Origin of the sequence: Acinetobacter sp. YH12120 (genome assembly GCF_013418795.1) — a bacterium.
Classification (GTDB): Bacteria; Pseudomonadota; Gammaproteobacteria; order Pseudomonadales; family Moraxellaceae; genus Acinetobacter; species Acinetobacter towneri.
The window spans coordinates 1-23,376 of record NZ_VPBI01000010.1; the positions used below are offsets into that span (position 1 = coordinate 1).

20 protein-coding genes are annotated in these 23,376 nt (G+C 42.7%); 8 read left to right on the forward strand and 12 right to left on the reverse strand.

Annotated elements, in window-relative coordinates:
* Positions 1–262 precede the first annotated feature (262 nt).
* The 5 genes from FTU58_RS08040 to rsfS all read left to right on the forward strand — a co-directional run bounded on the left by FTU58_RS08040 (position 263) and on the right by rsfS (position 6,335).
* Entirely contained in the window at positions 263–3,079 is a 2,817-nt protein-coding gene (locus tag FTU58_RS08040) for an ATP-binding protein (protein WP_180062312.1), read from the forward strand.
* 196 nt (positions 3,080–3,275) lie between these two features.
* The gene (locus tag FTU58_RS08045; protein WP_004974929.1) at positions 3,276–4,061 is read left to right on the forward strand and encodes a crotonase/enoyl-CoA hydratase family protein; all 786 of its coding nucleotides are present in this window, start codon (positions 3,276–3,278) and stop codon (positions 4,059–4,061) included.
* 90 nt (positions 4,062–4,151) lie between these two features.
* The gene (locus FTU58_RS08050; protein ID WP_180062313.1) at positions 4,152–5,018 is read left to right on the forward strand and encodes an NAD(P)-dependent oxidoreductase; all 867 of its coding nucleotides are present in this window, start codon (positions 4,152–4,154) and stop codon (positions 5,016–5,018) included.
* Positions 5,019–5,063: 45 nt separating this feature from the next.
* Positions 5,064–5,858, forward strand: a complete 795-nt coding sequence (locus FTU58_RS08055) for a hydroxypyruvate isomerase family protein (protein ID WP_096901402.1) — start codon at positions 5,064–5,066, stop codon at positions 5,856–5,858.
* 75 nt (positions 5,859–5,933) lie between these two features.
* A complete protein-coding gene (gene rsfS, locus FTU58_RS08060; RefSeq protein ID WP_004974926.1) occupies positions 5,934–6,335 on the forward strand; it encodes a ribosome silencing factor in 402 nt (133 codons plus the stop codon).
* A 281-nt stretch (positions 6,336–6,616) separates the two neighbouring features.
* Here rsfS and FTU58_RS08065 read toward each other — a convergent pair whose 3' ends face one another.
* The 3 genes from FTU58_RS08065 to FTU58_RS08075 are packed head-to-tail and all read right to left on the reverse strand — an operon-like array spanning position 6,617 to position 9,528.
* The gene (locus FTU58_RS08065; RefSeq protein WP_004974925.1) at positions 6,617–8,062 is read right to left on the reverse strand and encodes an NAD(P)(+) transhydrogenase (Re/Si-specific) subunit beta; all 1,446 of its coding nucleotides are present in this window, start codon (positions 8,060–8,062) and stop codon (positions 6,617–6,619) included.
* Between the two features lie 3 nt (positions 8,063–8,065).
* Entirely contained in the window at positions 8,066–8,389 is a 324-nt protein-coding gene (locus FTU58_RS08070) for a proton-translocating transhydrogenase family protein (RefSeq protein ID WP_004974924.1), read from the reverse strand.
* Between the two features lie 11 nt (positions 8,390–8,400).
* Positions 8,401–9,528 carry a Re/Si-specific NAD(P)(+) transhydrogenase subunit alpha gene (locus tag FTU58_RS08075; RefSeq protein ID WP_004974923.1) on the reverse strand — a complete coding sequence of 376 codons (1,128 nt, stop codon included), beginning with the start codon at positions 9,526–9,528 and terminating at the stop codon, positions 8,401–8,403.
* An 880-nt stretch (positions 9,529–10,408) separates the two neighbouring features.
* Between FTU58_RS08075 and FTU58_RS08080 the strand changes: the two genes are divergently transcribed.
* Together FTU58_RS08080 and FTU58_RS08085 are read left to right on the forward strand one after the other, a co-directional pair.
* Positions 10,409–11,332 (forward strand): DMT family transporter, encoded by a 924-nt coding sequence (locus FTU58_RS08080; protein WP_096901401.1) that lies wholly within the window; start codon positions 10,409–10,411, stop codon positions 11,330–11,332.
* A 94-nt stretch (positions 11,333–11,426) separates the two neighbouring features.
* Positions 11,427–12,617, forward strand: a complete 1,191-nt coding sequence (locus FTU58_RS08085; RefSeq protein ID WP_096901400.1) for an MFS transporter — start codon at positions 11,427–11,429, stop codon at positions 12,615–12,617.
* 28 nt (positions 12,618–12,645) lie between these two features.
* Here the strand turns inward: FTU58_RS08085 and FTU58_RS08090 are convergent, their stop codons facing one another.
* Entirely contained in the window at positions 12,646–13,290 is a 645-nt protein-coding gene (locus tag FTU58_RS08090) for a hypothetical protein (RefSeq protein ID WP_004974903.1), read from the reverse strand.
* 37 nt (positions 13,291–13,327) lie between these two features.
* A complete protein-coding gene (locus FTU58_RS14090) occupies positions 13,328–13,453 on the reverse strand; it encodes a hypothetical protein (protein ID WP_257222350.1) in 126 nt (41 codons plus the stop codon).
* 68 nt (positions 13,454–13,521) lie between these two features.
* On the opposite strand from FTU58_RS14090, the gene dusA reads away from it, so the two are divergent.
* On the forward strand, positions 13,522–14,544 hold the full coding sequence (dusA, locus tag FTU58_RS08095; RefSeq protein WP_180062314.1) for a tRNA dihydrouridine(20/20a) synthase DusA: 1,023 nt from the start codon (positions 13,522–13,524) through the stop codon (positions 14,542–14,544).
* Positions 14,545–14,607: 63 nt separating this feature from the next.
* Here the strand turns inward: dusA and FTU58_RS08100 are convergent, their stop codons facing one another.
* From FTU58_RS08100 to FTU58_RS08130, 7 genes are all read right to left on the reverse strand, one after another.
* Complete coding sequence (locus tag FTU58_RS08100) at positions 14,608–15,381, reverse strand: ThiF family adenylyltransferase (RefSeq protein ID WP_004974901.1); 774 nt, start codon at positions 15,379–15,381, stop codon at positions 14,608–14,610.
* A 68-nt stretch (positions 15,382–15,449) separates the two neighbouring features.
* Complete coding sequence (locus FTU58_RS08105; RefSeq protein WP_180062315.1) at positions 15,450–16,274, reverse strand: TatD family hydrolase; 825 nt, start codon at positions 16,272–16,274, stop codon at positions 15,450–15,452.
* Position 16,275: 1 nt separating this feature from the next.
* Positions 16,276–17,292, reverse strand: a complete 1,017-nt coding sequence (locus FTU58_RS08110) for an RsiV family protein (protein ID WP_096901396.1) — start codon at positions 17,290–17,292, stop codon at positions 16,276–16,278.
* A 49-nt stretch (positions 17,293–17,341) separates the two neighbouring features.
* Positions 17,342–18,157: a hypothetical protein gene (locus FTU58_RS08115; protein ID WP_004974888.1), complete on the reverse strand. Its 816-nt coding sequence runs from the start codon at positions 18,155–18,157 to the stop codon at positions 17,342–17,344.
* Between the two features lie 167 nt (positions 18,158–18,324).
* Positions 18,325–19,917 (reverse strand): peptide chain release factor 3, encoded by a 1,593-nt coding sequence (locus tag FTU58_RS08120; RefSeq protein ID WP_004974887.1) that lies wholly within the window; start codon positions 19,915–19,917, stop codon positions 18,325–18,327.
* Between the two features lie 136 nt (positions 19,918–20,053).
* Positions 20,054–21,058 carry a Fic family protein gene (locus FTU58_RS08125; protein ID WP_180062316.1) on the reverse strand — a complete coding sequence of 335 codons (1,005 nt, stop codon included), beginning with the start codon at positions 21,056–21,058 and terminating at the stop codon, positions 20,054–20,056.
* 208 nt (positions 21,059–21,266) lie between these two features.
* The gene (locus FTU58_RS08130; RefSeq protein ID WP_180062317.1) at positions 21,267–23,333 is read right to left on the reverse strand and encodes a bifunctional diguanylate cyclase/phosphodiesterase; all 2,067 of its coding nucleotides are present in this window, start codon (positions 23,331–23,333) and stop codon (positions 21,267–21,269) included.
* Between the last annotated feature and the right edge of the window lie 43 nt (positions 23,334–23,376).

Sequence of the window (23,376 nt, forward strand, 5' to 3'; positions counted from 1 at the left end):
TAAATCATTGACATAATTCCAGACGAAGTTCACTTCTGATGCTAGTTGGTCTAACACCTTGCAATGTTTGTCTTTTATACGTAATTTAAGGGTTTTCATGTACTTATATTAACAATCAAAACTCAAGAAAAATAGTCCTTAGTTAAATAAAACGACACTTCATGTCGTGTCGCTTATATCTCTGACCTGAAGGACAGAGTTTTACGCTCCATTTGATAAAGCATGCTAAACTGCCAAACATAGGGATTAAACTGCGTTAACCATGTCAAATATCAATAAAAAGTTATTTAAGCGCTTACATTTAAATCATGCTTATGGACAGCTGATTGCACTTATTTTTGTGCCAATTATGGTTTTGGCATGCGTCGGCACGATGCTAGTTTTATCTGAAACCTCGAATGCCGCAAAAGCACAGCAGCGACAAATGGCAATTGCGATTTTGACCCGTTTTGAGTTGCCATCTGAAGCAGCTTTGCATCAACTGGCTAGCTTTCCGTGGAAGTACGAAGAAGCACGTACTTTTATGCAAAACATGATGAACGAAAAGCACTTGATTCGTACTGCACTGATTGATGCTTCTGGTACACGCCGTTTAAGCATGGGCTTTCAAGACCAAGCCGAATGGCCCAAATTCCCTAAAAATGCCGATTTTTTTGGCCCAATTCTGTATAAAAATAATCATGTGTATGGCATGCAAATTCAGCAAGACATCAACCGTCCTGCATGGTTGCTGATTGAACTGGACAATCAGCCATTACAAATTGCCCGTTATCGGGTCATGATTGTATTAATTGCCACAGGCTTGCTGACCCTGTTGTTGTTATTGCTGTGTCTGAATTTCTATTCACGACGCTGGATTGCACCCATGTATGAAATCCGCATGCAGCTACAACGCCTGAATGCCGATACGCTCGATCAACACATGGTCATTAACAGCACTGGCGAATTACGCTTATTGCAGCGGGATATTGCCAATGTGGTAAAACGCCTGCATTTCAGCTTTTTAGAACTCAAAGAACATACCGAACAAACTGAAGATGACTTGCGCCGCACCCTCGATACTTTGGAAGTGCAAAACATCACTTATCGTCAGGCACGTGACCAAGCGATTTCTGCCAACCAGTCTAAATCGGTATTTTTAGCCAACATCAGTCACGAACTCAGAACACCGTTAAACAGTATTGATGGCTTTATTCACCTGTTATTGCGTCAAGAAAATCTAAGCAATGAGCAGAATTTGTATTTACAGACTATTCGTAAATCATCGGCGCATCTTTTAGCACTCATTAATGACGTATTGGATTTTTCTAAAATTGATGCAGGCAAACTGGAGCTGGATACCGCACCCTTTGATTTAGAAGAAGCCATTTTTGATGTAATGGATATGCTCTCGCCTTTGGCTGCGCAAAAGCACATCAACATGGCCTTTTATTTTGCCGATAACGTGCCGCAATATGTGCTGGGCGATGCTTTACGTTTCAAGCAAATTTTGACCAATTTAATTTCCAATGCGATTAAATTCACCCCCGATGGTGAAATTATTGTACGGGCACGGGTAGAACATGACGATATTGGACAATGCCTGATTCACTTTAGCGTCCAAGACAGCGGCATTGGTTTAAGCGGCACAGACCGTAAAAAATTGTTTGAGTCTTTCTCTCAAGGTGATACTTCGGTCACGCGTCAATTTGGTGGTACAGGTTTAGGTTTGGCCATTTCCAAACAGTTGGTGCATTTGATGCAAGGTCAAATTGGCTTTGAAGACAATCAGGAACGTGCCCCAACCGAAAAAGGCTCGACCTTCTGGTTTACTGCCATGTTTGCAGTAGATGAAGCGCATTCACAGCAGCATCCAAACTTTAAAGAAATTCAGGTGGTGTCGTATTTGGCGCACCCTGCCACAGCGAATGTCTTGCGTCATTATCTTGAAAACTATGCGGTGCGACATATTGAAGCCGCTTCAATTTTAGATTTATTTAGCCGCTTAAAAGATGTATCTGACCTGCAAGACAACACTTGGTTAATTGTCGATCATAGCGGCGACACCGAAGCTTTATTAAAAGAAATCCGTACCCGTTATCAAGGTAACTTGGCGGTGTATGGCTATCAAATGGCGCTAGACCCAAGTCTGTTAAATGAATATCGTGCGCGGGCTTTGTATCAACCACTCAGTCGTTCCGCCTTAATTGACTTACTCAACAATGAAAACAGTTTTGATGAACAGGATTCTGCATCATTTGATGGTAAAGGCCTGCACGTTTTAGCGGTGGATGACCATCTACCCAACCTGATTGTACTCGAAGCCTTGTTGGGCGAACTGAATGTGACCACTACCAAAGCGCAAAGTGGTCAGGAAGCGTTGGGGATTTTGCAGCAACGTATTGAACAGGAGCAGCAACCCTTTGACCTGATCTTTATGGATATTCAAATGCCTGTGATGTCGGGGGTAGATACCACCCGTGCGATTCGTTCTTTAGAATCGACTTTGGAAAATCACAAACGCTTACCTATTATTGCCCTCACCGCGCATGCACTTGCCGATGAAAAGCAAAAATTACTCAAAGTCGGTATGGATGACTATGTCACCAAACCGATTCAGATTGAACAAATCATCCAAATTTTAACCCATTGGACCACGCAAAGTTTTAATAAGCCACCTGCAGTCGATAAAGCCATTGTGATTGAAGCGCTAGATCCACAGGTGTTGGATTGGCAACAAAGCCTAATGCTGGCAGCCAACAAAGAAGACCTTGCAGTGGATTTACTGAAAATGCTAGTGGATAGCTTTGCCACAGAATTACATGAAATTGAACAGCTGATTGAACTGGAAGATTTCCCACAACTCGAGCATGTGTTGCATCGTCTGTATGGTGCGACCCGCTATGTTGGCACACCGAACCTGCAAGAAGTAACAGGCTCATTTGAACAGTTTGTTTCGACCTTACGTAAAGAACGTCGTAAAGCCGATGATCTGTTTGTGCAAGAGGTCTTAAACCGTTATCAGGAATTACAAACCTGTATACAGCAAGTTGAACATGCGGCAGAACACATTTTTACCAAACACAATGCGGTGAGTTAGCCAACATCAAAGTGACATTCACCGCGAACGCCTCAACGAGAAGATACAGTTTGTAAGCACGACTCACCCAGCACTATTCACAAAAAAAAGTCACGTAATCAAAGGCAAGGTCGCAAGGCTTTGCCGTGACTCTGCTGTCATTTATCGCACTGCTGCCCATGTTATGCTTTGCCCAGTAAAAACAAGAGCTCACATCATGACCTTACTTCGTATCGAAAAAAATAATGGCATCGCCACAGTTTCCCTGAACCGCCCAGACAAACGCAATGCCATGAGTTTTGCCCTACTTAAAGAATTGGTGCGGACTGCCGAAAAACTTAAAAAAGACCGCAGCTTACGTTGTGTGATTTTAACAGGCGAAGCAAAGGTATTTAGTGCAGGCATTGACTTGGCCGACCTCAACAATCCACAAAACCGTGCATTTGCGGCTTGGGAGTTAATTAAGCCGGGGCAAAGCCTGTTTCAAAAAGCATTTCTCGTTTGGCAACAATTGCCTGTACCTGTAATTGCTGCAATTGAAGGCTATTGTTTTGGTGCAGGGATGCAATTGGCCTTGGCCGCAGATATTCGTATCGCGCATCCTGACACACAAATGTCGATTATGGAAAGCCGTTGGGGCTTAGTGCCTGATATGGGGCTAAGCCGTTCTTTAAAAGGTTTAATCGGTCTAGACCTTGCCAAAGAGCTGACTTTAACTGCGCGTATTTTTGATGCCAACTATGCCAAAGAAATTGGTTTGGTCACGCATTTAGATGCAACCCCCTTACAAAAAGCACAAGCCCTTGCTGAAGAAATTGCACAACGCTCCCCAGATGCATTGGCTGCAGCCAAACAAGTGCTGGATGCTATGGAACATGCGCCAAATAAATCTTTACGTTTAGAAAAAATTTGGCAATTAAAATTATTGCTGGGTAAAAATAGCCAACTGGCACGTAAAAAGGACAAGAACCCTGAAGTGACCTTTGCACCGCGTCAGTTTTGATTCAGTTCAAACACAACAGACTTTGACCAAAGGCTAAATTGACATTTCAAGCCAGACTTGTACTGTAGGCAAAAATGGAGAATCAGCGCTATGCATTTTGATCGTGACACAAAAATCGCTTTTTTAGGTATGGGACTTATGGGGACGCGCATGGCAACCCGCTTAGTTCAGGCAGGTTTTGAGGTCGCGGTGTGGAATCGTAGCCCTGCGGCTTGCGAATCTGTGCTCAGTCTGGGGGCAAAACCGCTGCAATTGAGCGAGATCGGACAATATCCAGTGATCTTGAGTTGCCTTGCCGATGATCATGCCGTCCAAGCTGTATTAGATCAAATTGAGCCTTTTTTGACTGTTCAACAAGTCATTGTCGATTTTTCCAGTTTGTCTGTAGATCAAACCCAAAAGCTAGCGCAGCAAGCCAACCTCAAACAGGTCACATGGATTGACTCACCTGTATCGGGAGGCACTGCGGGAGCCGAACAAGGTAGTTTGGTGATTTTTGCAGGGGGTGATGCAAACACCATCGAAAAATTAAGCCCGATTTATGATGTGCTGTCACAACGTGTGACCCGTATGGGCGAAACAGGCACAGGACAAGCCACTAAAATCTGCAACCAACTGATTGTTGCTGCCAACAGCACCCTAATTGCCGAAGCTGTTGCCTTAGCAGGACAGGCAGGCGTAGACACCCGTTTACTTGCACCTGCTTTGGCGGGTGGTTTTGCCGACTCGAAACCGTTTCAGATTTTAACTCCACGTATGGCAACTCACAGTTTTGAGCCTGTGCAATGGAAAGTCCAAACCCTGTCTAAAGATTTAAACAATGCCTTACAACTGGCAGCGCAATTTCAGTTACAGATTCCTGTGGCAGAAAAAGCCCTTTCACAACTGCAAGCCCATCAAGCCAAGGGTTTTGCAGAAGCAGATTTGGCCACCATTATTCATCAGGTCGAAGCTTAATCGGCTTGATTCCTGATCCACCCTTTGCCTGCAAGGAGCACCTGCATGTCTAAACTGGCGGTTAATCTGTCGATGATTTTTACCGAAGTGCCTTTAATTGAACGCTTTGCCCTTGCACGCGAACATGGTTTTCAGCATGTTGAAATTCAATTTCCCTATGAGCTGAGTATTGAGCAGATTCAAACCCAACTCACACTCCACCAACTCAGCCTGTGTTTAATCAATGTCCCTGCGGGTGACCTCATGCAAGGCGGCAATGGTTTGGCGGGCGTACCTGGAAAAGAGATTGAATTTCATCATGCCTTAGAGTTAGCCATCCGCTATGCCACGGCATTAAATGTCCCTAGCGTCAATATTTTGGCAGGCAAACAACCTGTCGATGCCGATTTACTGCCTTGCTTAAACACACTGGCAGAAAACCTAAAACTGGCCTGCTCGATGCTCACTCAACATCATATTCAGCCTGTCTTTGAAATGATTAATGGCACCGACATGCCACGCTTTTTAGTACAAAATATTGCGCAAGCTCAAGAGATGCTAGAAGCAGTCAAACATCCTGCTCTTAAAATGCAATACGACTGTTATCACATGGCGATGATGGGTGAAGATGTGCTGAGCGCATTGCAAGAAAACATTCAGGATATTGGTCATATCCAGTTTGCCGACAATCCAGGACGCCATGAACCCGATTCAGGCGAGCTAGACTATACTACTATTTTCAAATGGTTACAGCACAGTGCTTATTCAGGCTATATCGCTGCAGAATACCGCCCAAGTCTGGCGTCAAATCAATCATTTGCATGGAAAGACAAATACTTTCCCTCAAATCAAAGTGGTTAAAATTAAACCGATTTGAAATTTCAGGCTAAAACAGCTATATTAGACGATGAATAATTTTAGGAAATTATACACCCCATGAATTTAGAACCATCGCCCGGCGCTTCTAATTCTCACGATCTTGCAATGAATACCCAAAAGCATGACGTACAAACTTGTCTTAAAGTTGTACATGAAGCTCTCCTTGATGTAAAAGCCAAAGAAATTGTTGAACTTGATGTCAGCAGCATCAGCAATGTTTCAGATGCCATTGTGATTGCTAGCGGTACATCAACTCGCCACGTAAAATCTCTTGCCGACAATGTTGCCGAAGAAGCGCGCAAAGCAGGCTTCCGCCCAATTGGTATTGAAGGTGAACGTGATGCAGAATGGATCTTGGTCGATCTTGGTATGGTAGTGGTTCACATCATGCTACCAACAGCGCGTAAATTCTACGACCTAGAAAGCTTATGGCGCACTACGCCTGAGTCTGTTGCTTAATACAACAGCTCACTTGAGCAGCCTTAAAGATACACAATAAGCGACTTTCAAATAAGTCGCTTTTTTAATGCAGATCTTTTGAAGCTCATATCCCTAATCATTTTTATATCGCATTAATCTACCCACCAAATATTGGTTTATATCATCCCCTACCCAATACATTGCTTCAAACCAATCCTATAAAACTCGCCCGAACTCAATCTGCCTGATCTCAATTAACCACTTTACATCAGCCATAAAAAAAACCGCCCGAAGGCGGTTTCATATCTGGAAACAGTGTCTTAGTGACCTGTACCGTTGATTGATTTAGTCATATCTTCCACAACTTTCTTGGCATCACCAAAGATCATCATGGTCTTGTCGTTATAGAACAAGTCGTTGTCTAGACCCGCATAACCTGTTGCCATTGAGCGCTTGATGACCATAATGGTACGTGCTTTATGCGCTTCAAGAATTGGCATGCCGTAAATTGGCGAGTTTGGATCGTCTTTTGCCGCAGGGTTAACTACGTCATTTGCACCAATCACCAACACCACATCTGTTGCAGGGAAATCTGAGTTGATTTCGTCCATTTCTAAGATGTCTTCATACGGTACGTCTGCTTCTGCAAGTAATACGTTCATGTGACCCGGCATACGACCTGCCACTGGGTGAATCGCAAAACGAACAGTTACACCTTGCTCTTTTAACAAGTTGGCCAATTCTTTGACCGCATTCTGTGCACGACCTTGCGCCATACCATAGCCCGGTACAATTACTACGCTGTCTGCATTTGACATCAAGAAGCCAGCATCATCAGCAGAACCTGAACGGTAGTTACGTTGCACTTGCGCACCCGCTGCTGCCGTTGGTGCTGCTGCACCGCCCATCGCACCACCAAACAATACGTTGATGATTGAACGGTTCATGGCTTTACACATGATGTAAGACAGAATCGCACCTGAAGAACCGACCAATGAGCCTGCAACAATCAGCATGTTGTTTTCAAGTGTGAAACCAATACCTGCTGCCGCCCAACCTGAGAACGAGTTCAACAATGACACCACAACTGGCATGTCACCGCCACCCACTGGTGCAATCCATACCCAACCGAATGCCAAGGCTAAACCTGTCATTGCCCAGAATGAAGTCATGTTACCGCTCAGGAAGAAGTGAATCCCGAAACCGAGCATAGCAAGGAAAATTAACGCTTGAACAGGTTTTACCCATGCACCCGAAATGGTTTTTGCCCATTTCTTTGCCGCCAATTTACCGTATGCAAAAACAGATGCGGTAAAGGTAATCGCCCCCACGAAACAGCCTACAAACAATTCAAATAAATGAACTTTGCTCATTTCATGGAAAGTAATACCATTTGCAGCCAACAAGTCTGGACCAAGTTCGATCAACTTGTTGTTATGAATAATCGCAGCAATCGCAATTAAAACCGCAGCCAAACCGACTAAAGAGTGCATTAACGCTACAGTTTCAGGCATTTGAGTCATTGGCACCGTACGTGCGCGGGCAATACCCACCACAGCACCCGCTGCCATAGCTGCCAGAATCATCCACACAACTGGATTGTCTGCCACAAAGAATGTAGTCAAGACTGCAATCGCCATTGCGATCATGCCGTAACGGTTGCCCGCAATCGCAGTTTTAGGCCCAGACAAACCACGTAAAGTTAAGATAAAGAGCACAGCCCCGATTAAATAGAACCAGTCTGCATATTCACGAATAAATTCCATGCATTAGCCCTCTTTTTTCTTTGCTTTTGGTTTGAACATTTCCAGCATACGTGCAGTCACTGCAAAACCACCGAAAATATTGATGCTTGCCAAGAACACAGCAATCGCACCCAGTACACTCACCACATTAATGGTTTGGAAATCGACACTGCCTTCTACACCCATGATTGGTAGACCAACAGTTTGAATCATCGCACCGACAATAATGATTGAAGAAAGTGCATTGGTTACTGCCATTAATGGCGTATGTAACGCAGGTGTTACCCCCCACACCACGTAGTAACCTACGAAGATGGCAAGGACAAAAATCGTAATTGTTTCAACCATGAGAATTCTCCTTAACCACGCTTTAACAGCACTTGACCGTTATGAGTGACCAGCAACGCTTTCTGAATTTCTTCTTCAGGATTCAATGCGAAGTTCTTGTCGTTATCAAATAATGTTTCAACAAAATTCAACACATTACGCGCATATAGTGCAGATGCTTCTGTCGATACAGTCGATGGAATGTTTGGAATACCCAAAATTTTCACACCATTGGCAGTCACTACAGTTTCACCGCATTGTGAACCTTCGACGTTACCGCCCGTTTCGACTGCCATATCTAAAATCACAGAACCCGGCTTCATTTTTGCCACAGTTTCCGCTTTGATTAAACGCGGTGCATCACGACCCGGCAATAACGCAGTGGTAATCACAATATCCGCATTAGAAACGGCTTTATCGACAATCACTGCTTGGTCTTTAATGTATTGTTCACCAGGCATCCAGCCATAACCATTTTTGGCAGCATCGGCAGCTTTTTGTTGTTCTTCTTCAGACATTGGTACGTCTAACCACTTACCACCCAAAGATTCCACCTGATCTTTTGCCGTTGGACGCAAGTCAGTTGCTTCGACTACAGCACCTAAACGCTTCGCTGTTGCAATGGCTTGCAAACCAGCAACACCCACACCCATGATCACAACACGCGCAGGTTTTACAGTACCCGCTGCCGTCATTAACATTGGGAACATGCGTTGATATTCTGCTGCAGCCAACAACACAGATTTATAACCTGCCAAGTTGGCTTGTGATGACAACACGTCCATATTTTGCGCACGCGACAAGGTACGTGGCAAAAGCTCTAAAGCAAATGCAGACACCTGAGCCGCAGCAAATTGGTCTAATTCAGTATTGCGGTAAGGATCAAACATCGCCACCACAGTGCTGTTCGGTGCAAGTTTTTGAATTTCTTCACCCTTTGGGGCACGAACTTTCAAAATCATTTGGCTACCGCGATAAGCATCATCTGTCATGGTCGCGCCTACTTGTTCATAAGCGCTGTCGATATAAGCGGCTTTTACGCCTGCACCACGTTCAATGACTACGCTATGACCCGCGCTAATCAACTTCTTTACTGTTTCTGGCGTCGCAGCGACACGATTTTCACCGACAACAGTTTCGGTTGGAATTCCGATCTGCATGAGCGTTCCTCAAGCTAGTTTTTCTTAAGTCAACATCGTGGATAACGATGCTTTCCCCTCAGGATAAGTTTTGTTGAATTTTTGGATTCTAATGCAACATTTTTAAATTACCACCCAATATTTATTTAATAAATACCCATATTTTGAACTGATGATTCATAAAAATATTGTTGCGAGATATAATTGATAAGTTTTGCTTCTTGAATATAAGTCTAATTATTCAGCAAAACTTCGATTTGAAGTGTCTAAAAGAAAAAAAGCGATGCTTTGAGCTTGCAGTTGACCACATTTAAATGAATTAAGCATTGATCATTCTGACACGCATTTCACTTAATTGGGAAAATCCGACTTAGCGCTAAAAGATTGCATATCTATACATTTAAGCGCTAAAAGCAAAAACTTAAACACCAAATTGACTTTTTTGACAATTTTTACACCGCACAACAAGGTTCAATTTAGAAGTGTTTTGCGCATCTGAAAACCTTAGAAAAACCTACCTTTGCCTTATGAGTAAAATCGAATATTTGAAACAGTAAAACTTTTAAAAGAAGCTTGAATTTATTCAACTCAGGTCTAAGTTAAGTGCTGCTATTTTTTTCATTTTTTTTGTGCGTCATTTAGTCTGATGATGGATTTTCTCTGTTTTGCAATATTTTTAGCTAATTTGCACCATTATCGTGCAAAGCTCATTTACTCTACTTTTCACAAAATTTATGCCATCTCAAGCAGACCATCTGCATAAAATCGGCTATGCTTACTCAAATACAGCACACAGCTTTATTCATGCAGTCGCATCTGTCTTTATCCATCATACAACTTGTATTTGTGTGCGCGGCATGTGTCACTTTTCTTGCATCCACCTTGCTCGACAGCATTTTTCATGATCAGACTTAACGCCACACAATGGGGCTCCATCTTTGCCTTATTTGCAGCCTTTTTGTTTAGTACCAAAGCCATTTTTATTAAACAGGCTTATGCACTTTCACCGTTGGTCGATGCAACCGTACTCATGGCTTTGCGCATGGCAAGTGCCCTGCCTTTCTTCTTGCTGATTTGTTGGCTCAATCGCCATCACAGTCGCAACATCTCTACACGCAATTGGCTGCTAATAATATTTGCAGGTCTGATGGGCTATTATTTTTCTAGCTGGCTGGATTTTTTAGGGCTGATGTTCATTAGCGCTTCATTAGAACGCATTATTCTGTTTTTATATCCAACGCTCACCGTTCTGGCTTCGAGCGTAATGTATCGGCAGAAACTGAGCTGGCTGAGTCTGTTTGCAATTGCTCTGAGTTATGGCGGAACAGTGATTGTGATGTTACAGGAACAGAGCAATACCCCACATGACACGTATTTTTGGTTAGGCAGTAGTTTGGTGTTCGCCAGTGCAGTGTGTTTTGCAGGCTATTTATTGCTGACCAAAAGCCTGATTCAGCATTTTGGTTCATGGAATTTTACAGGTCTGGCTTTAAGTACTGCCTGCATCGGTACGCTTACGCATTACAGTTTGGTCACACCGAATCCACTGGGACTGGTGCAACAACTGCCTGTAGAAGTGCTGGGCTATGGCATAGCTTTAGGGATATTTGTCACAGTCTTGCCCACCTTACTCATGGCGCACAGTATCGCCCGTTTAGGTGCGGCACAATCGGCCATGATTGCTTCAATTGGCCCCATCTTGACGATTCTATTGGCCACAGCATTTTTAGGTGAACATCTAAATGGCATACAATGGTTCGGCTGCATGCTCAATATTGTAGGCGTGATGATGATCACCTTGTCCAAAAACAAGTTCTCTCATTAAGTTAAAGGCGACATCCTGCCACTAATGAAGTTGAATATTGGATTCAATCTTTGAGCTACTGCAACCCCGTTTTACCATTGACCTTAGGATAATTATGAACACTGCACCCGACATCAGCCAAGATAAAACCCTGCTCTGGTTGATGGCGATCGCCTGTGGTCTATGCGCGGGGGCGAATTATTATTGCCAACCGCTGATTTACTCGATTCATCAATCTTTCCAAATTCCGCAATCCCAAGTGGCATTGACAGTGACTTTTGCACAAGTGTCTTATGCTCTGGGTTTATTATTCATTGTGCCCATGGGCGATATTGTCAATAAAACCAAATTCATTCCCTTATTGATGTTTTTGGCCTCGATTGGCTTATTTTTATGTGCCTTTTCCAGCAATTTAAGCATGCTATGGATTGGCACGATTATCACAGGGCTGTTTTCAGTTGCAGCACAAGTCTTAATTCCCTTTGCCACCATGACCGTAAAACCTGAAAAAATGGGTGAAGTGGTCGGTTTATTGATGAGTGGTTTATTGGTCGGTATTTTACTTTCGACCAGTTTGGCAGGTTTGCTGTCCAACTTATTCCATTGGAAAGTGATTTACCTGATTAGCGGTGTGCTGATGCTTTGCATTGCCGCGGTACTCAAAGCACGCTTACCCTTTATCTCAACCAGCAAACTCAGCTATTTGGCCGTGTTTCAGTCTATGGGCAAACTCATTTTAGAAGAACGTCGTTTGGTCTATCGTGCCTTGCTCGGTGCGTTTGCTTTTGCAGCGATGAGCGTGTTGTTTTCCACCATTGCAGTATTACTCAAATCCAGTTTTGGCTTAGCTGACTTTATGGTGGGCATTGTGGCAATGGTGGGTGTATTCGGTGCTCTTTCGACCAAACACGTGGGGAAAATTGCAGATCGTGGCTATGTTACAGCGCTGACGTGGGGTGGTTTGGCGCTATTGGCAATCAGTTGGGTCTTTCTATACAACGGACAATTTAGCTTATGGAGCTATATTCTTGGTTTTGGCTTAATTAACCTTGGGCTTGCCACCGTACACAGCAGCAACCAAAATGTAATTTTTCGCTTACGCCCCGATGCCAAATCGCGGATTAACTCAATTTATATGACCAGTTATTTTACTGGCGGTGCTTGTGGTTCTGCCTTGGGAATCTATGCATGGCAACACGGTGGATGGTTATGGAGTTGCCTAGTTGGTTTGTGTTTTGTTACCGCCGCAATGAGCTTTGCCCTACTCGACTGGCAGCATCAACGTCAACACACCGCCATGCCTTAAACGCTGCGATTACAATCAAGCAAGTCGCTTAAGACATTTGCATCACAGGGTAAAATGGCTGACTCAATTCCACATTTTCTAAATTTTCCAATAAGATTTGGATAAAACACGGCATCAACGCACACAGTAAAGTATTGGCATGGCTGAGTTGTTTGCGGTTGATTGCACTGTTATAAGTTGCACCACCTTGTAAAAGTTGCTGCTGTAACGTCAATAAGCGCTTAAACAAACATGCCAAAATTGTAGCTGAATCATGGATGTGCAATGCCTGCATAATCTGCTGTTTCTCTGCTTCATAATCTGCACGCCATTCAGCTTCAGTCATTTTTTGATTACGCCAATCCCAAAAACTTTGATACAAATAAGGGTTGGTCAGCAACACCTCTAAACTTTGTGGATATTTTTCCCAAATAATTCTCGCCATGCGCTGATCGACATCTTTTTGATACATACGCTGCACAAATTGCTGCAAGGTCTGTTGTGTATGCTCTGCCGTTTGACCTTGCGCATACAAGGCACTCAACGCCACCCATGCTGTCATAAATTGCATATCGACATCATCATGAAACTCAATGGCTTTTTTCCACCAACTTAAACTGCGCTGCATGCGTAAATTAAATGCCGTTGAAAATTCATTTTTCTTAGTTCGATAAATTTCTTCTAATACCAACATTTTATTCTCCCTCTTATGCTGCGTTATCGTTATCTTTTCAACATACTAAAAAACGGCTACGCATACAAATACTGAGCAGTTCCGCTTTGGCGTCTACGGTTGCGCTGCTTTGTTCATAGCGAACAAAGCAAGGTTGATGCCAATGGATGTGGAGTGGGGACATTGTCGATTTTCACTTAAACCCCGTATAATGCGCGGTCTTGTGCTTTTATTTTTCAATTCAGGTGGGTTATGACACGTGCCATCCAAACTTTACAACCTCGCATTTCGGTTGCCCCGATGATGGATTGGACTACCCGCGATTACCGTTTTTTTGCACGTTTATTTAACCCCAATATCATTCTGTATACTGAAATGGTGACCACAGGCGCGATTTTATTTGGTGATGCCAAGCGCCATTTAGATTACAGTAAGGAAGAACATCCTATTGTCTTGCAGTTGGGTGGTTCAAATCCGAAAGACCTTGCGACCTGCAGTAAAATGGCACAAGACTGGGGTTATGATGAAATCAACCTGAATGTTGGCTGCCCAAGTGATCGAGTACAAAACAATAAAATTGGTGCGTGTTTAATGGCAAAACCAGACTTGGTTGCAGAGTGTATTGCCGCCATGCGTCAATCGGTTGATATTCCTGTGACCGTAAAACATCGCATCGGGATTGATGACATGCACTCTTATGCAGAGATGCTGCATTTTGTGGATACTGTGGCTCAAACAGGTTGCAATAACTTTATCGTGCATGCCCGAATTGCCTTATTACAAGGTTTATCGCCTAAAGAAAACCGCGAAGTTCCGCCTCTGCGTTATGAGGATGTGTATCGCCTAAAACAAGACCGCCCCGAATTGTTAATTGAAATTAATGGTGGAATTAAAACGTTTGCCGAAACCCAACAACACCTCAAGCATGTCGATGGGGTGATGATTGGTCGTGAAGCCTATCACAACCCTTATTTACTGGCAGAGCTTGGGCAATTATGGGGGCTAGAATTACCTGACCGTTTTGAAATTATGCAGCGCATGTTGCCGTATATTGAACAACGTCTACAACAAGGTGCACCACTTTCTGTCATTACCCGCCATATTTTAGGTTTATTCCAAAACCTGCCAGGTGCACGTAAATGGCGTCAGGCACTAAGTGGCGGCAATGCCAAAACATTTGCAGATGTAGAGCAAGCATTGGTCAATATTCAAGCAGCAATGCAGCGTACGGAAGACTATTTAAAAGAGCAGCAGCTACAACGACCTACTGAATAAAGTCATTGGCGATGTGCAAAATCAAAGAACTTTTTTATAAGCCATGCCTCGCATGGCTTTGATTTATGTATTTTTAGCCTGTAAGGCATCTAACTTTTTCAACACTTCTGCCACAGCTACCATCGCAAAACTGGACGTGACCACCACCGCCGAACCATAGCCGCCACAGCGCAAGCCTGCGCTTGGGCATACATCGGCACTAGAAAATGGATTGTCGATGGAATACACACAGGTAATCCCAAACTTTTCTTTTGGCTTTTTACAAATACCTTTGCTGCGTAATTGGGCGCGCAATTTGGCCAACATTGGGTCTTGTTCGGTTTTAGATAAATCTGCCACTCGAATTTTCAACGGATCAAGTTTGCCACCTGCACCACCCGAAACAATCAGTGGAATCTTGTTAAAACGACAATGCAGCATCAACGCTAGTTTAGCTTTTACGTCATCAATGCAATCTAAAATCAAATCAGGTGCAGTCGCCAATAACGCTTTGACGTTATCTGGACTGAGGTAATCATCGACCAAATTAATTTTGATACGTGGATTAATGGCGCGACAACGCTCTGCCATGACATTAATTTTTTCATGCCCCAAGGTTGAGCTCATGGCAGGCAATTGACGGTTAATGTTAGATGCTGCGACCACATCCATATCCACCAATGTCAGCTCGCCGATACCTGTACGTGCCAACGCCTCAACTGCCCAAGAGCCGACACCGCCAATTCCAATCACCATGACATGACTTTGGGCATAATGCTGAAAAGCACTGTCGCCATAAATCTTGGCCACACCCGCAAAACGGCGTTCATATTCATCATCTTGAAGAAGGTCTGTCATGCTGCAATCAAATCTAATTTCAAAGTGTGGGCATTTTACTGCGTTTCGCAGACTTCGTGTTGTTTCATCTAAAGTTTAGGCAAGTCTAATATTTGAATGCTATTCTGCCAAATCTGTGCGGCTAAAGTTTGCGGTGCAATATCTAAACAATCCGCTAAACCTTCAAGCACATAAATCAGGTTCGCAGGGGTATTTCGGGTTCGTGATTGAGTATCTGTCTGACAACATAAAGGCGTCATATCGGGGCAGTCGGTTTCCAAAACCAAATGTTCAGCACCAATTTCCTGCACAACACGGCGCAGTTTTTTTGCATTGGGATTGGTAATCTGCCCTGTCACACCAATTTTAAAGCCCAATTTGATCAGTGCTTTGGCTTCTTCTACCCCACTGCTAAAAGCATGTGCAATGCCACCAAACTGAAATTGTTGTTGTTTGAGTATTTTTAAGGTTTCGGCATGGGCCTTACGAATATGTAGCAGTACAGGTTTTTGTCGATGGCGTGCGATTTCCAATTGCGCGGCAAAAAAATCTTGCTGCTTTTGAAACGCTTCAGGCTGTTTATGTTCAACCAAAAAAGTGTCTAAGCCAATTTCACCCACCGCGACACAATGCTGTTGTTGCAAAAAATGTTCTAAATCTTGTAAATGTTGGTCTTGATGTTGTTCGATATAAAAAGGATGCAAGCCTGGTGCAAGATGACTTTGTGGCACATGCTCAAGTTGGTTTAAAAACTGTTGTGTAGAGATTAAATCTTGAAAACGTGATTGTACAAAGCCAATCAGTACCAAATGTTCTACGCCCGCCACCTTTGCCGCATACGCCAATTGTTCCCGATCTGAGTCAAAATCAGGTACATCAAAATGGGTATGCGTATCAAACAGCGCAATGCTCATATTAAGATTTCGCTTTGGTTGTGTTTACTGCACTGGCTTCGGCAGATTTTGCGGTTGCTTCAGAGGCTGCTTCTGTTACAGGCAAATACGCAGCTTTTAAAATCCCCTGCAGTTCTGCATACGGAATGGTTAAACGCGGTAAACCAACGACATAAGGGCCTATTTCATATTCTGCGTATTGCAGAATTAAACCCTGTTGACCTAAATAGTAATTTTCCGACAGCTTAAATTTCCACGCTTGTTCATATTCTTGCACATTGGTGGAAAGTTCAGATGCGATGACCCATTGTTTAAACGCTTCGTAGGCTTTGCGCTCCAATTGTGGACGCTGCTTCTCTAACAGAATGTCATTTAACAATACTAATTTTTTCTGTTCTAAATCAAAATTATAGTATTGCTGTGCCGATGCACCATGCGCTCCTCCCAAATAACTACTGCTATTCAGTACCACGGTTGCCAAAGGCTGATCTGCATTCAAAATTTTAGGCTTAATCATCAAACTGATTTTATGATTTGAGCTTAAAGCTTTCAGTTCCTGATCAAGTACCAAAAAGCTTTGCACATAAGGCACAGTTTGTTTTTCTAATTTTTGCGCCAAAGTTTCCACTTGTGCAATGGCTGCTGCAGTGGGGTTGCTGGCAGGTGCATCTGCAGCACTGGCTGCTGTATTTTCACTGGCTGCATTCTCAACTGCTATAGCCTCAGAAGCCGCCTGCTGTGGTGCAATTTCTAAAATTTGTGCCAATTCTTGAATAATTTTCTGATCAATAAAATGGTCGATAAAGGCCTGATTACTATTCAAACGCTCAATTGAAATTTCAGGGCAGTTATTCCCTTCACATTTAGGCAACGACAAATTCAGTTTTTCAGTATCCCCGACCAGTTTTAAGCTTTGTTGTTCCGCCTGCGTCTGCTCTGGCTCGACTGTTTCTGGTTCGGTTTTCTTTGGCTGACATGCAGTAATCCCTAGCGTTGTAATTAAAATACTGATCGCCAAAATACTTTTATTTTTCAACATGGATCCAACCTTGATTTCATCTATTTTTGCTTGTCACCGTACTCACCTACTAAAACATAGATGGATAGATGTCTGCTTTTAAAACTTGTTGTGTTTGTGCTTTGCTTAGGTAAATATCTAACTGCGTGCCATCTTTGACAATTTCATGGGTGCGATAATGCAATCCTAAGCCCTGATCATCAAAAAACCAATCTGCCTGCCCCCAGTATAATTTGGCAGGTGCTGCTTTTTGCACGTCACTGCTTTGTGTTTTGAGCCAATCCTGATAGGCCTGCTGTACAAAAGTATTCATACGGGTTTGTTGTTTGGCATCAATCACATCTAAAACAGACAAGGCTTTTTGCTGCTTCCGATCTGCCACAAAGAAATAATAGCGTTCCTTGACTTGCGTGCCTTCCTGTTTGCTATCTACCCCGACTTGCAACAAAACATATTGATTGCGTTGATATGCCATACGGGTGTACATCGCCAATTCATAAGCTTTATTTTGATCTAATTGTGCCTGCCAAGCATCGGATTTTTTCACATAGGCATCTACGGCTTGCTGCAAATTCATGTTTTGTTTTAAGCCAATTTGGTCTTGAATCACCATGGCCTGATTTTTTGCAATCCAACTGTTGAGCCATGTATCTTGGGTATTTAAAGTTTGTACTTCTAATTCAATGCAGTTTTTATTTTCACAAAATGGCAAGGCAATTTCTGCCGCCTGTTGCTTGATATTCAAATACGGTAAAACATCCGCTTGATCTTTCTGAAAAATAGACGTTTGCTCATCTGAGTTTTGATCTTGTTTAGATGAGTCACAGGCGCTAAGCAAAACCATCCCGCTCAAAATTGCACCCAGATAAACCGATTTTTGCTGCATGATTTCCCCAATTCATTTATCAAAAATAATCTTTAATCTTTTACCGCCCCCATAATAAAACAGCTTCCTAAAGAAGCTGTTTTAATTTTGAAACTTTTAGGCATGCCGAACATTCATCTGCGCTACGCTGATTGCATCTGCCAGATTAAGCATCATCAACCTGAGGCTTAGTGCTCGCGTGTATTTCTAAACTCAATGTCAGGGTAACGCTCTTGCATTAACTGTAAATTCACACGACTTGGCGCGAGATAAGTTAAGTGACCACCACCATCGACAGACAACTGATCGTGGGCTTTTTTCTTAAATTCGTTAAACTTTTTCTCATCGGCACAAGACACCCAGCGTACCGTGTTGATGCTGACAGGCTCGTAAATACAATCGACTTTGTATTCTTCTTTCAGGCGATAGGCGACGACTTCAAACTGTAGCACACCAACAGCACCTACGATTAAATCATTGCTGTTTTGTGGCATAAAGACTTGCGTTGCACCTTCTTCTGAAAGCTCTTTAAGGCCTTTTTGCAGCTGTTTGGACTTCAATGGGTCTTTCAAGCGTACACGACGGAACATTTCAGGTGCGAAGTGCGGAATCCCTGTAAATTGCAACTTTTCACCCGAAGTGAAGGTATCGCCAATTTGAATCGTCCCGTGGTTATGTAGACCAATAATGTCGCCCGGCCAAGCTTCTTCGAGGTGCTGACGGTCACCTGCCAAGAAGGTCAAGGCATCGCTGATACGTACATCTTTATCAATACGCACATGCTTCATTTTTAAGCCTTTTTCATACTTGCCTGAACAGATTCGCATGAAAGCAATACGGTCACGGTGCTTCGGATCCATATTGGCCTGAATTTTAAAAACAAAACCACTAAAGCCTTCTTCATTGGCTTCTACAATACGGTCTTGCGTTGGATGTGCTTTTGGCGGCGGCGCATATTCACTGAATGCATTCAATACATGATCTACACCGAAGTTACCCAAAGCCGTACCAAACAGCACTGGTGTTTGACGACCCGCTAAAAACTCTTCACGGTCTAAAGGCTCATTCGCCATTTGTACCAATTCAAGTGATTCTTCAAATGCCGCCCATGCCAATTCACCTACTTTTTCACGTAGGTCTGCATGGTTATAGCCATCACGTACTTCAATTTCAGGAATGGTTGAACCAAAACCTGATTTGTACACATAAAACTTTTCTTCGATGAGGTTAAACACCCCTGCGAAATCACGCCCTGTACCCATTGGCCAAGTGATTGGCACACACTTAATTTTGAGGACATTTTCAATTTCATCCAACAACTCTAATGGTTCACGAATTTCGCGGTCCATTTTGTTGACGAATGAAATGATGGGTGTGTCACGCATACGACACACATCCATTAATTTAATGGTACGGTCTTCGACACCTTTCGCACCATCAATCACCATCAGTGCAGAGTCCACCGCAGTTAGAGTGCGGTAAGTATCTTCAGAGAAATCTTCGTGCCCTGGGGTATCGAGCAGGTTAATCATTTTGTCTTTATACGGGAATTGCATCACCGAAGTTGTAATGGAAATACCACGTTCTTTTTCCATTTCCATCCAGTCAGATGTTGCGCCACGATCTGACTTACGGCTTTTTACCATCCCTGCAACTTGAATGGCTTGTCCCCATAACAGCAGTTTTTCTGTCATGGTGGTTTTACCAGCATCGGGGTGGGAAATAATCGCGAAAGTACGTCGCTGTGCGACCTGCGCCGCTAACTCATCTTTAAAACTCATGCAAGACACCTACTGCAGAACCGCAGTGTATAAGATCAAAATGATCAATATGAAAAATTGGCGTAATTGTAGCAGATTTGAATCAAATTTTATTGATTGTTGATATGTTCTAATTTATCCACAACTGAGAATATAGTTATTTTTTCAATCTATACTTTTGCTTTTGGCTTTTCGGTTTTTCTGGAATCGTACGCTCAATCAAACCTACTTCTATGGCAGGATTCATATCGTTCTTTTGGAATGTTGCGCTATGAGTTAAACCTAACAACTGCATCAACTCAGCCAAACTATATTCATCTTGTTTCATCACTGAAATTAAACGCTGGACTTGGTCGCTCACTTGTACGCTATCTTGAGCGGTAGCATGATCACCATTTTGAGCGGTTTCATTTGAACTCAACATTGCATCCAAAATCATTTGCAAAATAAATTCTATAAATACTGCTGAATCAGTCCGATCAGTGCTTGCTTGTAAAGCTTCGTAATAAGCTTTTTGATTTTGGTAGATCAGACTTTCCACAGGAATATTGGCAAAGATTGGATTCCACTTGCTCAAAATCAATGTCTGCCACAGCCTTCCCATCCGCCCATTACCATCTGCGAATGGATGAATAAACTCAAACTCATAATGGAATACTGAACTTTGAATGAGTGGATGCACATCACTATCATTCAACCAACCAAGTAGATCAGCCATAAGACGATTGATCTGATTCGCAGGTGGCGCCATATGCACCACACGATCACCTGACATTACACCGACACCACCATGACGATATTGACCGACTTCATCAATCAAGCCTGTCATCAAAACTTGATGTGCTTGTAATAGGTCTGCTTCTTGGCTCGGTTGCCACTGCTGAAATGCTTCATAGGCTTTGATAGCGTTACGCACTTCCTGTACTTCTTTTGGAGGTGCAATTACTGTTTTACCATTAAGGATTGCCGTGATTTGCTCAGTGCTAAGCGTGTTACCTTCAATCGCAAGTGAACCTTGAATGGTACGAATACGATTAGCTTTTCTAAGTTTTAAATTTTCTTGGATTTCTTCTAAAACAGTCAAACGCCCTATATTCTCACTGATCTGAGCAATCAAATGAATGATTTTTGAGGTGATAGTATAAGGCGGTTGGTATTTCATATTCCCTCAGTGCGCACCAGAATTATTCATCAAAACACTAATATTTATAAACTTATTAAAAAATAAAAGAAATTACCGTATAAACTCATTTTTCAAAACAACCTTACCACCTATCAACTGCATATATTCATAAAAATCTTCAATCATCTGTTTTTGATAATAGCTGATTTCATGTTCATGCCAGTGATCATTTTTATATGCCACTAACTTAAGCCGAATGTTTAAACAACTCTTCTAAACGCTCAACATCCATTGGTAAGCCTAATAAGTAGCCCTGTAATTGCTGACAGCCTAAACGGGTTAAAATCTCAGCTTGCAATGGCGTTTCCACCCCTTCAGCGGTCACAGTTAAACCCAGTTTAATGGCTAACTGAATAATACTTTCTAAAATTAATTCTTCTTTGCTGTCCAAACACAAATCTAAAATAAAAGCACGGTCAATTTTCAACTCATCGACTGGCAATTTTTTCAAATACAAGAAACTCGAATGTCCTGTACCAAAATCATCAATCGCCAATTGAATCCCCATTTGACGCAAACGCTCAAAACTACGAATACTCGATTCAATATGATGCATTGCTGTACTTTCAGTCACTTCAATCATCAGGTGATGGGGTTGAATCTCATAGCGTTTAAACAAGTTTTCTAACGTCGAAAATAAGTGTTTATGTTCAAACTGCACTGCCGATAAATTCACAGCCACAGGAAATAACGGTGCACCCGATCTTTCCCAAATTTGAATTTGTTTAAAGGCTTCTTCTAGCGTCCAATAGCCAATTTGAATAATCAACCCCGTCTTTTCAGCCCCTTTAATAAACATATTTGGGGTAAGTAAACCATGTACGGGGTGATACCAACGAATTAAAGCTTCTACGCCACAAATTTTATGGTCAGCGGCTTTAAACTTTGGCTGATAGAACAACGCAAATTGTTGTTGTTCAACCGCTTTATATAAATCATTAATCAACTTACTTTGGCTTTTGGCCTCAAGTAACTCCAGATCATAATTAAATACCGAACTGGTGTTACGCCCCTGATATTTAGAGGTCAGCATCGCCGCATCAGCATTCATTAAAATATCTTGCAAATTGGTGCCATGCTCTGGATACATCGCAATGCCAATACTGCCTGAAATATTAATGACCTTGCCTGCAATTAAGAAACTTTGCTGAATCAGTTCTAATATTTTTTCAGAAATGAGCGTGGCTTCTGCGATATCGGTATGTTCAATCACCAAAAGAAATTCATCGCCACCAATTCTTAATAACTGGGTATTTTCGCCCAAGTGGGATTGCACACGTTTAGACAACTGAATCAGCAATTGATCGCCAACATGATGCCCAAATACGTCATTCACCGCTTTAAAGCGGTCTAAGTCGATATACAAAAATGCAATTTTAGTGTTTTTTTGCCGATGCTCAGAAAAAAGCAATTGTGCATATTCAGCTAAATATAAACGGTTGGGCAATTTGGTCAGGTTATCTTTGACTGCCTGATTGGCCAATTCACGGTTGGCTAAAGACAATTGTCTGCTTTTTTCTTCTAAGCGCAGCTCCAGCAGAGATACGCCCACCGCAGCAGCAAAAATCAGACTGGTCACTAAAATAACCACCAACAGAGCTGGCCCTTGCCCGATCTGGAAGTGCCCTGATTGAGGCAAATCTGCTGTAGAGTAAAGATGCAGTGCTTCCATGCCTATATAGTGCATGGCAACAATGCTCAGACTCATGAGCACCGCAATGAAAATTTTATATTGTGCCTGACGCCCCATTCTGCACTTGGAATGAAACATAAACCAAAAGGTAAGTATTGCACCGCCAATGGCCACTAATACAGACAGCAAAACAATGGTAGGATCATAATAACTACGGTAGCCTTCTACCTGAATTCCCATCATGCCCGTATAGTGCATGCCTGAAATACCCAACCCCATTAAAATGCCGCTCAGGATCAAACGCGCCACAGGCAGGGTCGATTGCGTGGTCAGCCAAACCGCAAACGTAGAAGCGATAAATGCAATAACAAAAGATAGGGTCGTAAAGCTAAGGTCAAATTGATACGGTGCAGGTAACTGGCATGCCAACATGCCCACAAAATGCATACTCCACACTGCCGCACCCAGCAGTAAACCACTCATGATTAATGCAATTTTTTTTAGTTGTTGTTGTACATTTTGAAAAAGCATTTGCTCAACAGACACTGCAAAATAGCAGGCCAATACTGAGATTGCTACCGAGCCAATTACCAAGCTCAGATCATAATGTACATGCATCATTAGATGTATCCATCTCTGTCATATTTTATTGTTTTTCGGCTAC

What these genes read in the sequence shown, in the direction of transcription:
- FTU58_RS08075 (WP_004974923.1), bottom strand. Translation starts at nt 9,528, where the DNA reads ATGCAGATCGGAATTCCAACCGAAACTGTTGTCGGTGAAAATCGTGTC.
- FTU58_RS08045 (WP_004974929.1), top strand. Translation starts at nt 3,276, where the DNA reads ATGACCTTACTTCGTATCGAAAAAAATAATGGCATCGCCACAGTTTCC.
- rsfS (WP_004974926.1), top strand. Translation starts at nt 5,934, where the DNA reads ATGAATTTAGAACCATCGCCCGGCGCTTCTAATTCTCACGATCTTGCA.
- FTU58_RS08100 (WP_004974901.1), bottom strand. Translation starts at nt 15,381, where the DNA reads ATGACAGACCTTCTTCAAGATGATGAATATGAACGCCGTTTTGCGGGT.
- FTU58_RS08080 (WP_096901401.1), top strand. Translation starts at nt 10,409, where the DNA reads ATGATCAGACTTAACGCCACACAATGGGGCTCCATCTTTGCCTTATTT.
- FTU58_RS08130 (WP_180062317.1), bottom strand. Translation starts at nt 23,333, where the DNA reads ATGATGCATGTACATTATGATCTGAGCTTGGTAATTGGCTCGGTAGCA.
- FTU58_RS08090 (WP_004974903.1), bottom strand. Translation starts at nt 13,290, where the DNA reads ATGTTGGTATTAGAAGAAATTTATCGAACTAAGAAAAATGAATTTTCA.
- FTU58_RS08040 (WP_180062312.1), top strand. Translation starts at nt 263, where the DNA reads ATGTCAAATATCAATAAAAAGTTATTTAAGCGCTTACATTTAAATCAT.
- FTU58_RS08110 (WP_096901396.1), bottom strand. Translation starts at nt 17,292, where the DNA reads ATGTTGAAAAATAAAAGTATTTTGGCGATCAGTATTTTAATTACAACG.
- FTU58_RS08070 (WP_004974924.1), bottom strand. Translation starts at nt 8,389, where the DNA reads ATGGTTGAAACAATTACGATTTTTGTCCTTGCCATCTTCGTAGGTTAC.
- FTU58_RS08120 (WP_004974887.1), bottom strand. Translation starts at nt 19,917, where the DNA reads ATGAGTTTTAAAGATGAGTTAGCGGCGCAGGTCGCACAGCGACGTACT.
- FTU58_RS08065 (WP_004974925.1), bottom strand. Translation starts at nt 8,062, where the DNA reads ATGGAATTTATTCGTGAATATGCAGACTGGTTCTATTTAATCGGGGCT.
- FTU58_RS08055 (WP_096901402.1), top strand. Translation starts at nt 5,064, where the DNA reads ATGTCTAAACTGGCGGTTAATCTGTCGATGATTTTTACCGAAGTGCCT.
- FTU58_RS14090 (WP_257222350.1), bottom strand. Translation starts at nt 13,453, where the DNA reads ATGTCCCCACTCCACATCCATTGGCATCAACCTTGCTTTGTTCGCTAT.
- FTU58_RS08125 (WP_180062316.1), bottom strand. Translation starts at nt 21,058, where the DNA reads ATGAAATACCAACCGCCTTATACTATCACCTCAAAAATCATTCATTTG.
- FTU58_RS08050 (WP_180062313.1), top strand. Translation starts at nt 4,152, where the DNA reads ATGCATTTTGATCGTGACACAAAAATCGCTTTTTTAGGTATGGGACTT.
- FTU58_RS08105 (WP_180062315.1), bottom strand. Translation starts at nt 16,274, where the DNA reads ATGAGCATTGCGCTGTTTGATACGCATACCCATTTTGATGTACCTGAT.
- FTU58_RS08115 (WP_004974888.1), bottom strand. Translation starts at nt 18,157, where the DNA reads ATGCAGCAAAAATCGGTTTATCTGGGTGCAATTTTGAGCGGGATGGTT.
- FTU58_RS08085 (WP_096901400.1), top strand. Translation starts at nt 11,427, where the DNA reads ATGAACACTGCACCCGACATCAGCCAAGATAAAACCCTGCTCTGGTTG.
- dusA (WP_180062314.1), top strand. Translation starts at nt 13,522, where the DNA reads ATGACACGTGCCATCCAAACTTTACAACCTCGCATTTCGGTTGCCCCG.